The 16,898-nt window shown below is 42.5% G+C and carries 14 protein-coding genes; 6 read left to right on the forward strand and 8 right to left on the reverse strand.

Annotation, left to right across the window (positions count from 1 at the left end; translation table 11 throughout):
* Positions 1-27: 27 nt before the first annotated feature.
* The 5 genes from truA to asd all read right to left on the reverse strand — a co-directional run bounded on the left by truA (position 28) and on the right by asd (position 5,902).
* The gene (gene truA / locus BJN41_RS11505; protein ID WP_070155356.1) at positions 28-825 is read right to left on the reverse strand and encodes a tRNA pseudouridine(38-40) synthase TruA; all 798 of its coding nucleotides are present in this window, start codon (positions 823-825) and stop codon (positions 28-30) included.
* A 12-nt stretch (positions 826-837) separates the two neighbouring features.
* Positions 838-1,815 carry an asparaginase gene (locus BJN41_RS11510; RefSeq protein ID WP_070155357.1) on the reverse strand — a complete coding sequence of 326 codons (978 nt, stop codon included), beginning with the start codon at positions 1,813-1,815 and terminating at the stop codon, positions 838-840.
* Between the two features lie 48 nt (positions 1,816-1,863).
* Entirely contained in the window at positions 1,864-3,129 is a 1,266-nt protein-coding gene (locus tag BJN41_RS11515; RefSeq protein ID WP_070155359.1) for a fimbrial protein FimV, read from the reverse strand.
* Positions 3,130-3,195: 66 nt separating this feature from the next.
* Positions 3,196-4,614, reverse strand: coding sequence for a FimV family protein (locus BJN41_RS11520; RefSeq protein WP_070155361.1), 1,419 nt, complete (start codon positions 4,612-4,614; stop codon positions 3,196-3,198).
* 169 nt (positions 4,615-4,783) lie between these two features.
* Complete coding sequence (asd, locus tag BJN41_RS11525; RefSeq protein ID WP_004976115.1) at positions 4,784-5,902, reverse strand: aspartate-semialdehyde dehydrogenase; 1,119 nt, start codon at positions 5,900-5,902, stop codon at positions 4,784-4,786.
* Positions 5,903-6,091: 189 nt separating this feature from the next.
* On the opposite strand from asd, the gene BJN41_RS11530 reads away from it, so the two are divergent.
* Positions 6,092-7,219: an endonuclease/exonuclease/phosphatase family protein gene (locus tag BJN41_RS11530; RefSeq protein WP_019836902.1), complete on the forward strand. Its 1,128-nt coding sequence runs from the start codon at positions 6,092-6,094 to the stop codon at positions 7,217-7,219.
* A 319-nt stretch (positions 7,220-7,538) separates the two neighbouring features.
* Here BJN41_RS11530 and BJN41_RS11535 read toward each other — a convergent pair whose 3' ends face one another.
* From BJN41_RS11535 to BJN41_RS11545, 3 genes are all read right to left on the reverse strand, one after another.
* Positions 7,539-8,651, reverse strand: coding sequence for a glycosyltransferase (locus BJN41_RS11535; RefSeq protein ID WP_070155363.1), 1,113 nt, complete (start codon positions 8,649-8,651; stop codon positions 7,539-7,541).
* Between the two features lie 24 nt (positions 8,652-8,675).
* Positions 8,676-9,611, reverse strand: coding sequence for a lauroyl acyltransferase (locus BJN41_RS11540; protein ID WP_070155365.1), 936 nt, complete (start codon positions 9,609-9,611; stop codon positions 8,676-8,678).
* A 167-nt stretch (positions 9,612-9,778) separates the two neighbouring features.
* Positions 9,779-11,686, reverse strand: a complete 1,908-nt coding sequence (locus tag BJN41_RS11545) for an ATP-binding cassette domain-containing protein (RefSeq protein ID WP_070155367.1) — start codon at positions 11,684-11,686, stop codon at positions 9,779-9,781.
* Between the two features lie 35 nt (positions 11,687-11,721).
* Between BJN41_RS11545 and BJN41_RS11550 the strand changes: the two genes are divergently transcribed.
* From BJN41_RS11550 to BJN41_RS14845, 5 genes are all read left to right on the forward strand, one after another.
* Entirely contained in the window at positions 11,722-11,964 is a 243-nt protein-coding gene (locus tag BJN41_RS11550) for a SlyX family protein (protein ID WP_070155369.1), read from the forward strand.
* Positions 11,965-12,091: 127 nt separating this feature from the next.
* Positions 12,092-13,057: a hypothetical protein gene (locus tag BJN41_RS11555; protein WP_070155371.1), complete on the forward strand. Its 966-nt coding sequence runs from the start codon at positions 12,092-12,094 to the stop codon at positions 13,055-13,057.
* 261 nt (positions 13,058-13,318) lie between these two features.
* Positions 13,319-13,768, forward strand: coding sequence for an ammonium transporter (locus BJN41_RS11560; protein WP_070155373.1), 450 nt, complete (start codon positions 13,319-13,321; stop codon positions 13,766-13,768).
* A 33-nt stretch (positions 13,769-13,801) separates the two neighbouring features.
* Positions 13,802-16,441 carry a type I DNA topoisomerase gene (topA, locus tag BJN41_RS11565; protein ID WP_070155375.1) on the forward strand — a complete coding sequence of 880 codons (2,640 nt, stop codon included), beginning with the start codon at positions 13,802-13,804 and terminating at the stop codon, positions 16,439-16,441.
* Positions 16,442-16,703: 262 nt separating this feature from the next.
* A partial coding sequence (locus BJN41_RS14845) for a helix-turn-helix domain-containing protein (protein ID WP_034683890.1) occupies positions 16,704-16,898 on the forward strand: 195 nt, incomplete at its 3' end.

The raw sequence follows: 16,898 nt of genomic DNA on the forward strand, positions 1-16,898 counted from the left end.
AGGGGGAGGAAAATTTTTGACAAGAGATTATTCTGGCATGTTTAACCAATGTGGACCTAAAGGAACTTTCGGTAAATCAAACTGTTCAGGATAATGCGCCTGAATAAAATACAAACCATCTGGCGGGGCGGTAATCCCTGCGGCTTTACGGTCTTGAGCTGCAAAAATTTGGTCAATATGCTCAATGTCATACAAACCTTGCCCAATCTCCAAAAGGCAACCCATGATATTGCGTACCATGTGATGCAAAAATCCATCGGCTTGAATATCTAATACCAAATAATTGCCGTGACGAATTAAGCGGCAATGGCTGACATGACGGACAGGCTGATTGGACTGACAGGCTGCAGCACGAAAGCTTTCAAAATTATGAGTCCCTTCAAATTTCTGCGCAGCTGTAATCATTTTATCGACATCTAAGGGATAATAAGCGTGGGTGACTTGTTTGTGCAGCAAGGCTGGGCGTTGTGGATTGTTATACACGACATAGCGATAACGCCGTGCCTGAGCCTTAAAACGAGCATGGAAGTCCATATCCATCGTTTTAATCCATTGAATTGCAATGTCTTTGGGTAGTTGGCTGTTGGCACCCATCAACCAACCGCGTTCAGGGCGAATGGCATGCGTATCAAAATGTGCCACCATGTTGGTTGCATGCACGCCTGCATCGGTACGTCCTGCACCATGTAAAATAATGGGCTCATCGGCAATTTTGCTCAGAACTTTTTCAATGGTTTCCTGCACACTGGGTACGCCTGCTTGCTGGGTTTGCCAACCCCGATACCGAATGCCACAAAACTCAATTCCAATTGCAAAACGCTGCATAATCACCTCAAATCACACTGAAGACTGCCAATGCGCATACCACTGTGCAAGGCTGTCGTATTGTAAATACATTTTTAAGGCTTTGGCATAAAGATCTGCGTGACTTTGGCAATCACTGATTAAAATTTTACTGTCCTGTAACCACTGGCTGATCGCATAGCGCTGCTGCATGCCACCGAAAGTCACTTGTGTGGTGAGAATCACGGCACATTGTTGAGCTTGCAAGGCCTTAATTAACGCAATCACTTCGGCATTGACTGCTATATTGCCTGTGCCATAACTCTGTAAAATCAGGCAGTGTGGTGGCTGTTGCTGTAAGGCTTTTAAATTATCGACCAAAGCAGAAATGGTAATTGGCTGCAACATCCAATTCAGGCAGTTAAAGTGCTGGGCTTTTTCAATATGTTGAATTCTAATCTTGAATGCTGGTTCATTCTGCGATTTGCTCTCCGTGCAAGCCAAAGCGGACTGACCTGTAAATGCATTTAACTCGGTGGTGTGTTGTTTCAGTGCCGTTGCGGCATGAATCAGTTGATGATGGAAAGCAAGATATACGCCCGGAGTCACTTGATGAATCTGTTGTAGAGCAAAATTTAGGTTGTCTAAGGCATCACTAAATTCACGGGTATCTGTACCTTGTGCATTGAGTAAGGGATATTGGCTGCCCGTGAGAATGACATGAGTACTTTGGGCTAAAAAACGTGCTAAGACTGCACTGGCATAGCTGAGCGTGTCTGTGCCATGTATAATGACGAAATATTGAAAATTATCTTGTTGTAATTTTTGAATATATTGGATGAGCTGTAACCAGTCTGCTGCTGTACAGGCGCTACTGTCTTTAATGACAGGGGCAACAAAGCACTCAATCTCTAAATTTAGTGGCAAAACCTGTGTCACACGTGGCAGGAATTGCTCGGCAGGCATTGGGCTTAGTGGTTCGCCGACACAGCCAAAAGTACCGCCCATGTAAATTAACGCAATTTTTTTCATCTTAAAAAAGCAGCCAAGAATGACTGCTTAATCTTAATCTGATTTGAATTAAGAAGCGATTTGATTCAGTAACTGATCGGCACGTTGGCGTTGTTCAGCAGAGTAATGAGCGTCTTGTTCGCCCAGTAAAGCTTTCGCAGCATCATAAGCGCCCAACTCTACATATTGACTTGCTAAGTCTAAGTTCAACTGAATTTCATCCAATTTAGATAAGTCTGGGAATGATTTCACCAATGGATCATTCAGATCAACATCTGTGCTGACCACAGCTGCAGCAGGTTCAAGTGTAATACTTGGTGCAGCAATGACTTCAGGCTCAATTGCAGGCTGAAGCTTGGTTTCTGCAGCAGGCGTACTGTCAAATGTGAAATTAAAATCAGGTGGTGCAGGTTCAGCTTTTGCTTCAACTGCAGGTGCGCTTTCTGGTGTCGAAAAATTGAAGTCAAAATTTGGGGCTTCGACTGCAGCGGCTTCACTGACTTTTGATTCTGGGGCTGCTGGGCTTGGTGTTAAATCAAACGTGAAATCGAGCGGTTTAACTTCCTCAGCAGAGCTTACACTTGGTTCAGTTGTAATCTCTGGTGCTTCAGTTTTTGCTTCTGTTGCTGTGGAATCGAGTGAGAAATTAAAATCAAGTGCAGCAGGTTCTGCTTTGGCTTCAGGTTCTGAGGTTTTATTTGAGGTCAGTTCGTATTGCAACTGGTCAAAAGAAGTGCTATCTGAAGAGATATTATCTTTTTTTGATTGTATGAGGGCGTCAAAACCAGCTGTTGATTTTTGTTCAACAGGAGCCGATTCTAAAACCTTTGGAGTCGTTGGTTGATAATCAATTCCATCAATTGCTTTGTTATTTTGCTCATCAAATACTTGTTTTTGAGCTTCTGCTTGAACCAAAATATCATCGAGGCCCAAAGCGCGTATATGATTGAGTAATTGGTTAATTGCAAATTCATCTTTTTGTTGCAAATGAATATCAAGCAATAACAAATACAAACCATGCAATGAGTTATCACGTTTTAATGCTTGGTTAATTTGCGCTTCTGCAGCAAAGAAATTACGTTCTTTGATTAGGTTTTCAATGTTGGTTTGGATTTTTACAGGGACAGGGGTAGAGTGTTGTGGTGTTGGAACAACCTCTTCAGCCACCACCGATTTCTGTGCAACTTTTTTACTTGTCGCAGTTTTCTTGGCACTGGTTTTGGCTGGCGCTGCTGTTTTCTTGTTGCTTGGTTCGGCTTCTTTACTTGTTTCACGCTTTTTCAAGAAAATTGCGATCACCAGTAGCAAAATAAAAGGAATCACATAAATCAGCATGTTTATACCCCTTGAGGATTTGGTACTTGTTTGACCTTATCCCAAAAAAATCATTGTGTGTAACATTTAGTGTTTTGGCTTATTTGCGGCTTGTTGTTTTTGCAATTGTTGTTGCAGTTCAGCAAGGCGCGCGTTGAGTAATTGAATTCTGTGATCCTTCTGACGTAATGCCAATTCTAATTCTGTTACGTTTCTCTGTAATTTAACGGTTTTCTCACGAGATGTCATAACTTTTAATGACAAGTCGCCCGAAGTTTGTGTGGATTGAGTGTTCTTCTTGGCAGAACCATGGGTAGAGTCCTGTTGATTTTCTGCTACAAGGCTCATTTCTGCTTGATTTAAACGATATTTGGCTTTGCCTGATTGTGGTGCACTGGCCGTTTCTGGTTTTGGAATTGAGTTTTTTTTCTCCGGCTTAGAGCCAGTTTGAGCATATAAATTTAAGGTCGCACCACGACGTAAACGATTGGCATCACCTTGAATAAAAGCATGTTCATTATTGGCTTTGATTTGCTGCATCACCTCAGCAACAGGGCGATTATTTTCTCCTGCAATGCGTGAGGCAATGGCCCATAATGATTCATTCGATTGTACTACATGTTGGGTATTGACTGCAGGCTTGGCTGTGGCAGGGCTTGGTTTAGCCTGTGTAGCCGCTGTTTGTGCAGGCTTTTCCGCGGCGGCAACAGGCTGAGTTTGTGCTAATTGCTTCGTGCGTTGCTGTTCAGCAAATTTTTGTACCAATGGATCAGCCGATTCTTGTGCGGTGACTGAAGTAGTAGCTGTAGATGCAGTTGGTGTTGGGTTGTTATTTCTTTGTCCTGGTGCTGCTTTTGGAGCAGCAACAATCGTATTTTCATTTGCTGCGCTACGGCTTGGCGCAGTTTGAATTACTGTTACTACTTGATGGTTTAATGCAGGTGGTCTATTGCGTTGAATGGTTAAGGGTGCTTCGAAGGCTTGTTGTTCAATTGCTTTGGGTGTTTCAACCTGATAGGTCGCACTTACAGGTAAATTTAAAGCAATATCTTGCTCATTGACAATCATGATAGGCGTTAAAGCTTGTTCATTGCTGCGTTGCATAGCGGTCAATGGAGCAGGTGAACTGCGTTTTAAAGGTGTGCGAATATGTTGCAGGCGGGTTGCATTGCCTTCTTTAATTTTAACTACAATATTCAACTCAGACTCAGTTAACGGTCGGGATGAAGTAATGGTGATGACCCCTGTGCCGTTACTGTTACGACGTGTAAAAAAGTTAAGATGACCTGGTGGGCGGTGACTCGCACCAATTGACATCAGATCGTCAGCCGTAGCTAAACTGACATCAATCACTTCATTAACATTCGATTGACGAAAGTTGATTTCGGCATAGAGCAATTCCCCAGTGGTTGACTGAATTTGAATCGGGTCAACATTCATTGCATACATTTGCTGTGAAGCCAGAATAGATAAAATAGCGATCTTTAATTTGTTATACACAGTCATCTTAATTGTTAGCTCGGTCATTTATCGCAAGGCGAAAAGGATAGAGTAGCGAGTTGTAGGGCGATTGTAAAATATTAACACGTTGATTACATAAAAAAGCCAGTCTAATTTGACTGGCTTGTTAAGATCGATCACGGAATCGAAAATGATTCAGTGTTGTAGACGAGGCTTAAGCATTTTTGTAATCAATTAAGATGCGTAACATACGACGTAATGGCTCTGCTGCACCCCAAAGTAATTGGTCACCTACAGTGAATGCACCGAGGTATTCTTTACCCATGTTCATTTTGCGTAAACGACCAACAGGTACTGTTAAAGTCCCTGTAACGGCAACTGGGGTAAGATCGGTCATTGATGCTTCGCGTGTATTTGGTACCACTTTTGCCCATTGGCTCGATTGACGAATCATATCTTCAATTTCGTTCAATGGAACGTCTTTTTTCAGCTTCAATGTGATTGCTTGAGAGTGACAACGCATTGCACCAATACGCACACAGTGACCATCAATTGGAACGATTTGCTGATTGCCTAAAATCTTGTTGGTTTCAACCTGACCTTTCCACTCTTCTTTTGACTGACCGCTTTCAAGCTGTTTGTCGATATATGGAATGAGAGAACCCGCTAAAGGCACACCAAAGTTTGCCGATGGGAAACCTTCGCCGCGTTGTAATTCGGCAATTTTAGAGTCGATGTCTAAAATGGGTGAACGTGGATCATCTAACAAGTCTTTGGTGTTGTTGTACAAGTAGCCCATGCCTGTGATCAGCTCACGCATGTTTTGCGCACCTGCACCAGAAGCTGCTTGATAGGTCATTGACGTTGCCCACTCCACCAAATTGTTTTGGAATAATGAACCCAAGCCCATCAACATGAGTGAAACAGTACAGTTACCGCCCACAAATGTTTTGGTGCCATTTACCAAGCCATCTTTAATGACATTCATGTTGACTGGATCAAGTACGATAATCGCTTCATCATCCATACGTAGGGTAGATGCAGCATCAATCCAGTAACCATTCCAACCTTCTGCTTTAAGCTTTGGGAAAACGGCAGAAGTGTAATCACCACCTTGACAGGTAATAATGACATCCATTTGCTTCAGACTTTCAATATCTGTTGCATCCATAAGTGCTGGGGCAGTCTTACCACCAAACGCTGGTGCTTCACCGCCAGCATTACTGGTAGAGAAATAGAATGGCTCAAAATGAGCAAAATCATTTTCTTCAACCATACGTTGCATAAGGACGGAACCCACCATCCCGCGCCAACCGACCAGACCTACTTTCATGTCACTTTGCCTCGGTGCGTTAAAAAACAATAAAGGAATGTAAGTCTATCAAAAGGGGACACAACTGCAAGCATTACATGAACAAAACATGAGTATTATTGAGAGAAATCTCGTGTTTGTGTTACATACAAAATTGATAACTTTGGTTTTCATGTAAAAACCAAAAAAAATACAAAAGAGTAAAGCAAGATGATTTGGGTAAAAGGGCTTGCAATATTAGTCATTTGGTTAAGTTTTTGGTCACTGATTCCACGCGATGAATGGTGGATTCGGGGCGCAGATTTTCCACGTTTACAGATCTTGGTTTTAGGCATCATTGCCTTTGTTTTGCTCCTGATTTGGGAGCAGGAGTGGGATATGTCTAGCCAAGTGATTTTGATTGGACTGATTGCGGCTTTGGCTTATCAGCTCAAAATGGTCTTGCCCTATACCTTGCTGTGGAAAAAACAGGTTAAACAAGTCCGCCCTGAACAGTTAAATCCTGAAAAACAGATTTCATTAATCGTGTCCAATGTCTTGACACCAAATCAGAAATATCATCTGTTGATTGAACATATTCAAGCCTTAAAACCAGACTTGGTATTGACTTTAGAAACTGATTTGGCATGGCAACAAGCCTTGTCTGTGATTGAAGTCGACTATCCTTATCGGGTCGCTGTGCCTTTAGATAATTTATATGGCATGCATTTATATAGCCGTTTGCCGTTAGAAAACAGTGAGATCAAATTTATTCTGAGTGATGAAATTCCATCTATTCATACCAGTGTGATTTTGCCTTCGGGGCAACCAGTGCAGTTGTATTGTTTGCATCCCAAACCTCCGAGTCCGACTGAAGCCAAAGATTCAGTTTTAAGAGATGCCGAATTATTGATTGTAGGCGATCAAATCAAAGATTTAGATGAAAGCTGTATCGTGATGGGGGATTTAAACGATGTAGCATGGTCGCGGACTACACGCTTGTTTCAGCGGATCAGTGGTTTGCTCGACCCGCGCGTTGGACGGCACTATATCAATACCTTTCATGCCGATTATCCTTTATTGCGTTGGTCATTAGACCATGTTTTTCATAGTACCGATTTTGCATTGGTGGATATGCAGCGTTTAGCGCATATCGGTTCAGACCATTTTCCTGTGTATGTGGTATTGCAAACTGGACGGGTGTTTGATCGAATTCAAGATGAATTACCGCAAACCGATGCCGATGAGCAAGAAGCTCAACAGGCGATTCAGGAGGGAATTGAAAAAGCAGAGCGAGAAGAAAAACTGGTGACCGATGAAATTGCACAACCATATAAAGCGCAGAATAAATCAGTTTAGAAATTAAACGAAAAGCGTACGAAATGGCTTACACGGATTTAGGCGCATGACGCATGTTTTATTCTGACTGATCTGGTTAATATTAATTCATCAGCACAAGGACTCGGGAACGGAATATCCCATTAAGGAAGACGACGCTGATGGATAAACGTCAAGGATATGATGTAGGTAAGGAACGCCACACAACAAAATAACAATAAGTTTTGAAAGCACAACCTCATGAGCCCGAGTTTTAAAGGATGTAGAACTCGGGCGATGATTTTTTAGGGTTTATTTTTAACAAATTAAATTTCAATCAGCTCGATTCAGTTCTAAGGCTTCAGGTGTGTTTTGACTGCAAAACTTGCTGATATAAATCTAAGGTTTGATGACACATATCTGCCAAGCTGAACAATTCAACAGGGGCGACACTTTGCGGTGTTTCCAGATGCAATTGCACTGCATTGAATAAAGCGACTTGGTCATCTACCGCGATGAGTCCTTGCGGATACAGTTGTGACAGAATTTCAGCGACACCACCACGGTTCCAGCCAATCACAGGTGTTCMTACCGATAAAGCCTCAAGCGCAGTGCGTCCAAAGGTTTCTGCCTGATTGGAAAGTGAAAGTACAATATCGCTAAACGCAAGCCACTCGCGAATGTCAGAACGGTGCCCAACAAAGGTTATCGCTTCGGTCAAATGTTTATCCTGAATATTGCGTTCCAGTTCCTGTAAATAAGCTGCTTTTTTAACATCTGCACCGCCTACAACAACAGCATGAATCTGTGGAAACTGGGTTTTTAATTTCGCAATCAGATCAATCAATGTTTCATGACCTTTTAAGCGGGTGATACGTCCCGGCAAACAAATTAAAAACTTATGTTCAAATTCTGGGAAATCTTGATAGGTTTGTTGAATCCATTGTGCCGAAGGTTGATACCCATGCGGAAATGCAGCAGGGTCAATCCCACGATAAATGCGGACAATATCTTCTTGTGGGCAGTTTTGATAATGATCACGGATGTATTTGACCACACTGTCAGAAACTGCAATCACTTTTTCCGCTTGAGTCATAATTTGACTGTAACGGTTAACTGAATAAAAACCATGTACTGTTGAAATTAAGTGTGGGCGCTTTTCGGCTGGAATCCCTTTTAGGGCAAAATGAGTCAGCCATGCAGGTACGCGGGAACGTACATGCACAATATCAGGTTGATGTTGCATAATCAGTTGGCGTAAAGGACGGATTTGCCACAAGCTTGATAATGATTTTTTGTGGATGGCTAACCTTAAATGGGTGGAACCTTCAGCCTCAAGTTGGTTGACCATCCGTCCGCCATTCGACACCACCAATGACGTATGCCCTTGAGCGACTAAAGCTCGGGCGATTTCGAGCGTACCGCGTTCTACACCACCACTGTTTAATTCGGGTAATAACTGCATGACTTTCATGAGTCTTTCCTTCTGCCGTGCAGATTAGTAAATATTATCATAACCTTCGGGGCGACTCTTAAACCGACGATGAAACCACATATATTGGGTAGGGGCGATCCGTAATTGCTGCTCAATAATGAAATTGGTACGCGTTGCATCTGCGACTTCATCTGCGCTTGGAAAATCTAGCAGTTCAGGTTCAATCAAGACTTTATATTGCGGGTTGGAAAGCTCACCTGTACGGTAAAAATATAACGGAATTGCTGCGGCCTTGGTCATTTTAAGTAAACGACGATGCGCCGTAACTGTCGCTGCAGGCACGCCAAAAAACGGTGCCATAACACCTTGTTTTAAACCAAAGTCCTGATCTGGACTATACCAAATGGCACGACCATTTTTTAAGTGACGGATTAAACCACGCATGTCATCGTGGTCAATTTGATGACCGTAAATGGTGGCGCGACAACGGTAAATCAGCATGTCCAGTAAAGGATTATTTTGTGGACGATAGACCACATCGGGGTCAAAATATTGTGCACAGACATAGCCGCCTGCATCTAGCAGAGTAGAATGTGTGCCTAACAATAAAACTCCACGTCCAGCTGCTTGGGCTTGCTGAATATGTTCTAAACCTTCAACCTGAGTACGTCCTTTAAACCACTGTGGACAGTACCACGCATTTAAGGTTTCAAATACGCCGAGCATCTGATCGACAAAGACTTGTCGAGCATTCTCTTGAATTTCAGCCTCACTCCACTCTGGAAAACATACTTCCAAATTGCGTAATGTTGTTACACGACGAGATTTCATGCTGTTAAAGGCAAGATTGCCTAAAAACTGTGCCAGACGATACTGAATTGCCCACGGTAAAATGGCTAAAATCATTAGGCAGACAATACCAATCCAAATGCCCCAATATTTTGGCAACAGGAAAGACCATTGAAATTCGCCTGGTTGATATTCAGTGTGTTGACTCATAATGACCGTGTAAAGTGTTGTATCGTTGCAGTTTAGCACGAACCGATTTTAAAATTTAAAAGCACCCGTCCAATGGGAAAGATGCTTAAAACGATTTTGCAAAGCTTTGGTGTAAGGAATATGCCCTGTGCTTAAAAAGTTAGGAACAATCACTTAAGCCAATATGCTTAGTTACCATTCGCTAAGTTTTCCAGTTCGTCCCAACGCTCCAGTTTTTCCAGCAATTCTTCATCAATTTCTGCTAAACGCTGTGAGGCTTTGGTGGCTGCATCGGCATCTGTTACAAACCAAGAACCATCCGCCAGTTTTTCAGCCAATTCGGTTTGTTCCTGTTCCAGTGCTTCAATTTCACCAGGCAGCTGTTCTAAAGCACGTTGATCTTTATAGCTCAATTTTACTTTTTTGGCTGTTGGCGCTGCTGCAGCCGCTTCGGCTTTGGCAACGGCCTTTTTAACATCACTTTTTTGATCAACCACAGTTTGGTCTGGGCGTTGCTGCAAATAGTCCTGATAGCCACCAATATATTCATCAATATTGCCTTTGCCATCAAATACCCAAGTCGAAGTCACCACGTTGTCCATAAAGGCACGGTCGTGTGAAATTAGCAATAAGGTGCCTTTATAGTCGCTGAGCATTTCCTCTAGCAACTCTAAAGTGACCATATCCAAATCGTTGGTCGGCTCATCCATCACAATCAGGTTAGATGGTTTGAGTAATAATTTGGCCAGTAAAATACGGTTGCGTTCTCCGCCAGACAAGGCTTTAACTGGCGTGCGCGCACGTTCTGGTGAGAATAAAAAGTCTTGTAAATAACTATAAATATGACGACGTTGTCCGTTCACATCAACAAAGTCTGAACCTTCAGATACGTTATCTTTGACTGACTTTTCCAAATCTAAGACGTTACGTAATTGGTCAAAATAGGCAATTTCAAGTTGTGTACCTGTTTTGACAGAGCCACCGTGTTCAATTTCACCTAAAATAGCTTTAATCAGAGTGGTTTTACCGACACCGTTATCACCAACTAGACCAATACGGTCGCCACGTAATACCAGTGTAGAAAAGTCTCTAATAATTGGAGCTTGATTGCCAAAGGCCACTTGTAAATGTTCAATATCAAAGACCAGTTTACCTGAGCGATTGGCTTCTTGCGCTGCCATATTAACTTTGCCTTGTTGGAAGCGACGCGCTTTGGACTCTTCACGTAAGGCTTTTAAGGCACGCACACGTCCTTCGTTACGTGTACGACGTGCTTTAATGCCTTGACGAATCCATGCTTCTTCTTCGGCCAGTTTTTTATCAAACAGCGCATTTTGTTTTTCTTCGGCTTCTAGTTGCTGTGCTTTTAAATCTAAATAACGTGAATAGTTACCTTCGTAGCTGCGTAATACACCACGATCTAACTCGACAATGCGGGTGGCGATACTATCGACAAAAGCACGGTCATGCGAAATAAACAGCAGGGTTAAATTATTTTGATCGAGTAGGAATTTTTCTAGCCATTCAATACTTTCCACATCTAAGTGGTTGGTCGGCTCATCTAGCAACAACACGTCAGGTTGGGTGAGCAGGGCACGTGCTAACAATACACGACGTTTACGTCCCCCGGATAAATCGGCTAAGTCTGCATTTGGATCAAGTCCCATTTTGCTTAAAATGGCATTGACCTTATTTTCCAGTGCCCAGCCATCTAGCTGATCTAGCTTGTGTTGCAGGTTCCCCATACGGTCACAGGCATCCATATCGCCCAATACACAGGCATCGCTGGCTTCGTGATAGGCTTTTAATACTGCAGCAGCTTCACCTGCACCATCGGCCACAATATCGGCGACTTTGCCTGAATCCATGGGTACATCTTGCGCCAACATGGCTATGGTGATGCCATTTTGAATGGACACTTCACCTGCATCGGGCAGTAAACTTCCTTCAATCAGTTTAAGTAGAGTAGACTTACCTTCTCCGTTACGGCCAATCAAACACACTCGTTCGCCACGTTCTAGGTTAAAATTCGCGCCGTCGAGCAAGGCAGGTCCACCAAATGCTAGTTGGACATCCCTTAAAGTAATATAGGCCATAGTGTTTCCTAAAAAATCTCAAATGAGGATTTGAAATGACTAAACAAAGTATAGATGATCAGGCGTCATTTTCCGCACCCATTGAAGATTTGCAAGTGCGAATTGCATTTTTGGACGATTTAGTTGAGCAATTGAATGAACAAGTGGTTCATCAAAGCCTGGAAATTGCTGATTTAAAGAAACAAATGCAGTGGTTATATCAGCGGGTGGAGTCGGCAGATTTGTCGGATGGGATTGCACCGTTTGATCCAATGACTAATCGCCCGCCACACTATTAATCAACCGTACTTAATCAAAGGTATTTGTTTCAGTACTGAATTTAATTTGACCTTTGCTGTACTTCCCGCTGTAATGCACGGCTGCTGTGCCTGAATCTTTTAAACCCTATTGTGTTCGCTAAAGTTTATGTCCTCTAAAGTTGTATTACTTGACCTTGAAAATAATCTGCCTACCGCGACTTTGTTGCGAGAAATTATTGAGCATCATCCGAGTGTGTATCTGTTTAATTGTGCAGGAAAATTTGAATACAGCCTGCAAGATTTAACCGAGTTCGCAGGCTGGGTTAGCACAGGTCAGCTCATTATTTTAGATAGCCCTCGTGCCGAATTTAAAGAGTTTGAATATGCTGTGGTGGTGGGACAACTCATGGCGCTACTTGAGCCAGATACACAGGTTGAAGTCATTTCTGCCGCAGACAGTATTCAGATTTTATTGGAAATGTTGCAGGCTTCTGAAATCGCCTGTCACCTGATTCATATTCAGCCTGAAGCACAGGCTGCGAAAAGCAAACATCATTTGCCAAGCCCTGCGGCAATTCGCAGTAAGCCTGAATTGCTATTGGTGAAAAAGTACTGTGATGCGTTGGCAAAAATGTCAGGCAAACCGACAACTCAAGACGCTTTAAAAAACTCGATCTCCAATATTTTGCAGCTTGAAACAGACAAGGCACAGCATGTGTTGGGCATGCTGATTAACCTAAAAATTGTTAAACGTGTAGATGAGCAGATCAGTTTCCGTAAAAAAGTACTGAAACAGTGGGTGCAACTTGACTTAGATGCAGTGGAAGAATCTGCGCAAGAGGCGACAGTCACTTCTACAATCGCGGCGCAAACTGAAGCTGCAGAGGTACATCCTCAGCACAGTTTATTTAAAAACTTTAGCAAAATTGACCCTGTGCAATGGGAAGTCGCCAAAAAATTACGTGAGCTAAAAGGTGAAAAGCCGAAAGATATTTATGAATTGCGTGATTTGCTGGAACAGTTATTTCCAAAATCTGATATTCGTTTATTGCTAAAAGAACTGATAGAAAAAGGCTATATTTATTGGAATGGACATGAAGTTCTATATAGTCATGAAATGTTTTTAAGCTAAGTTTTAGAATTTTTCGATTAATGGCATGAGTCGATTTAAAACCCATCTGCAAGATAGTTTTTTATCGATGCGACTGATTTAATTCATCATTTATCAACCATTTAAAGTTTTGAAAATGATGCCTTTTCACGTAAGACAATTTTAAGCTGTTTGTAGGCAGATAGACTAAAACAGTTGAAATAAATAAATCACAGCTTATTTTAATCTTGCGTTTTATATTGTGCTTATGCAACTCTAATATAAGAATAGAAAGGTTGTACTATGGAAAATACTGGAATTTGGGTTGCCGTTGCCATCATCATCTTTGTGATGGGCTCTATTTTTGGTTTGCGCGTTAGCCCAAGAGAAAAAGCTTTGGGATTGATGCGTGAAAAAGCCCGAAAAATGGGACTACATCCACGTTTGGTGGTTGCACCTGATTGGACAAAAATTCCGAAAGCTACGGAATCACGTGCCAGTATGGTGGCGTATTACAGCGTACTCATTGCCGATGCACGTTTACCATTAATGCGTGCTTTGGTGAAAGATCAAAAGCTAGAGCTGCTACATGGTGATGATAAATTCCAAGACTTACCCATTGCATTAAAGGGTATTTATGCTATTGATATGCAGGCAAACTGTGTAGGAATCTATTGGAATGAAGAAGCAGATCTTCGCGCAACTCAATTAGATGAGATGAAAGCTTTTTTACATAGCTTGGCTGAACGTTAATTTTAAACCATTAAATAGGAAATACGGTTACTTATGGCGAACGCTCCTCGGTCCACATCCAAAAGCACTGCAGCCAAATCTGAAGCTGGTCACAAACGTGCCTTAGTGATTGTGGAGTCGCCTGCAAAAGCGAAAACAATCAATAAATATCTTGGTTCGGACTACATTGTGAAGTCTTCGGTTGGTCACGTTCGTGATTTACCAACCAGTGGTAGCGCAAAAACCACAGAAAAGAAAACCGCCACCCGAACCAAACTGACCGAGGCTCAGAAAGCTGAAAAAGCTCAACAAGCATTAGTCAACCGTATGGGGGTTGATCCTGAACATGACTGGAAAGCACATTATGAAGTGCTGCCAGGCAAGGAAAATGTTGTCGCGGAATTAAAAAAACTGGCATCGCAGGTCGATGAAGTCTATCTCGCAACGGACTTGGACCGTGAAGGGGAAGCGATTGCGTGGCATTTAAAAGAGGTCATTGGTGGAGATGACTCACGTTATCAACGTGTGGTGTTTAACGAAATTACCAAAAATGCGATTCAAGAAGCCTTTAAGCATCCTGCGCGTTTAGATACCAACAAAGTCAATGCCCAACAGGCGCGCCGTTTCTTAGACCGCGTGGTAGGTTTTATGATTTCGCCACTGCTCTGGGAAAAAATTGCCCGTGGTTTATCGGCAGGGCGGGTGCAGTCAGTTGCAGTTAAGCTAGTAGTAGAACGTGAACGTGAAATTCGTGCCTTTGTACCTGAAGAATACTGGCAAGTCTTTGCAGATACTAAATCAGCAAAAGATGACATTCGCCTAGAAGCAGTTAAACAAGCGGGTAAAACCCTCAAGTTACGTAATAAAGCTGAAACTGATGCTTTACTGAACTTGATTAAAGATGCGCAATACACCGTATCTGCACGTGAAGATAAGCCGACCAAAGTCAACCCAAGTGCCCCGTATATCACGTCAACACTGCAACAGGCAGCGAGTACCCGTCTTGGTTTTTCAGTCAAGAAAACCATGATGCTGGCACAGCGTTTGTATGAAGCAGGTTTTATCACCTATATGCGTACTGACTCGACCTTTCTGAGTGATGACGCGGTCAATATGGTGCGTACACATATTGAAGCGGAGTTTGGTCAAAAATATCTACCTGCTAAACCAAATCGATATGGCAATAAAGCAGGTGCACAAGAAGCGCACGAAGCGATTCGTCCATCTAATGTCGCGCTTAAAGGCGACAATTTAGTGGGTGTAGAACGCGATGCACAGCGTTTATATGATCTGATTTGGCGACAGTTCGTCGCTTGCCAAATGACACCAGCCGAATATTTGTCATCGACCATTTTAGTGGATGCCAATGGTGTTGAGTTAAAAGCCAAAGGTCGTACGCTGGTTTTTGATGGTTTCACCAAAGTGCGTGGGCAAAACAAATCGGATGATGATGTATTACTGCCAGCAGTTAAAGTCGGTGAAATTCTTAAATTAGTAAAGCTTGATCCATCGCAACACTTTACCAAACCACCTGCGCGTTTTACTGAAGCTTCCTTGGTTAAAGAGCTTGAGAAAAAAGGCATTGGACGTCCTTCGACCTATGCTGCGATTATTTCGACCATTCAAGACCGTGGTTATGTCAAACTAGAAAACCGTCGTCTTTATGCCGAAAAAATGGGCGAGATTGTTACAGACCGCCTGGATGAAAGTTTTAATAATCTGATGAACTACGACTTTACAGCAGACTTGGAAGGTCAGCTAGATAAGGTTGCAGATGGTGAACGTGACTGGAAAGACTTACTCAACAGTTTTTATGGTGACTTCAAACAGCGTTTGACCAATGCACAGGGTGAACAAGGCATGCGCCGTAATCTCCCTGTAGAAGTTGATGCGGTGCATTGTAAAGAATGTTCACGTCCAATGCAGATTCGTACAGGTACAACAGGGGTATTCTTGGGATGTTCAGGCTATAACTTGCCACCAAAAGAACGTTGTAAGGGAACTTTGAACCTGACTCCTGTCGAGTCGCTTGCCGCATTGTCGGATGATGATGCCGCTGAAACTGCAGATTTGATGTCTAAAAAACGCTGCCCAATTTGCGAAACGGCTATGGATAGTTACGTGATTGATGGTGGTCGTAAACTGCATATTTGCGGGAATAACCCAGACTGTGCAGGTTTTGAGCTAGAGGAAGGCGAGTTCAAAATTAAAGGCTATGATGGCCCAACCATTCCGTGCGACAAGTGTGATGGTGAAATGCAGTTGAAAACAGGTCGCTTTGGCCCTTATTTTGCCTGCACCAGTTGTGAAAATACACGTAAAGTACTCAAGAATGGTCAGCCTGCGCCACCGCGTGTTGATCCAATTAAAATGGAACATTTACGCTCAACCAAACACGATGATTTCTTTGTGTTGCGTGATGGTGCAGCAGGTTTGTTCTTGGCAGCCAGCAAGTTTCCGAAAGTCCGTGAAACCCGTGCGCCGAAAGTCGCGGAATTGCGTACAGTTGCAGAACAGCTTGATCCGAAATATCAGTTTATTTTGCAAGCACCCGATACAGACCCAGAGGGTAATCCAACATTGGTGAAATTCAGCCGTAAGAATCAAGCGCAATATATTGGTTCGGAAACGCCTGAAGGCAAACAAACCAAATGGTCATTGGTTTACAAAGATGGTAAATGGGTTGAGGTTTAATTATCCAAATTACAAAATGCTGGCTTCGGTCAGCATTTTTTTAAATCATATAATTTGAAATGTGAAAAATAAAAAACAGAGAGGTTTTGTGAATCTTAATCCGATGTGGGGGGCGAGTTTAAAGATAATAAGATTAAACTCGGTAAAGTGATTGCCTAAAGTGTATTAGTTCAGACTTGATCGTACATTCTTCTTGAAAAAGAGAAAGTTACCCGTTTTGATAAAGGTGTCGAAATCTTAATCAAACAAAGGTAACTTTCTTATGTTGCATACTAACAATCAAATCATTAAACACAAAGTAGGTCTGCTCAATTTAGCTGAAGAGCTTCAGAATGTATCCAGAGCATGCAAAGTGATGGGTGTTTCAAGAGATACATTTTATCGCTATCAAGAGTTAGTGAAGTCTGGTGATATTGACGCACTGATCAATAAATCCCGTCGAGTACCAAATTTAAAA

The organism is Acinetobacter towneri, assembly GCF_001758345.1.
GTDB lineage: Bacteria > Pseudomonadota > Gammaproteobacteria > Pseudomonadales > Moraxellaceae > Acinetobacter > Acinetobacter towneri_A.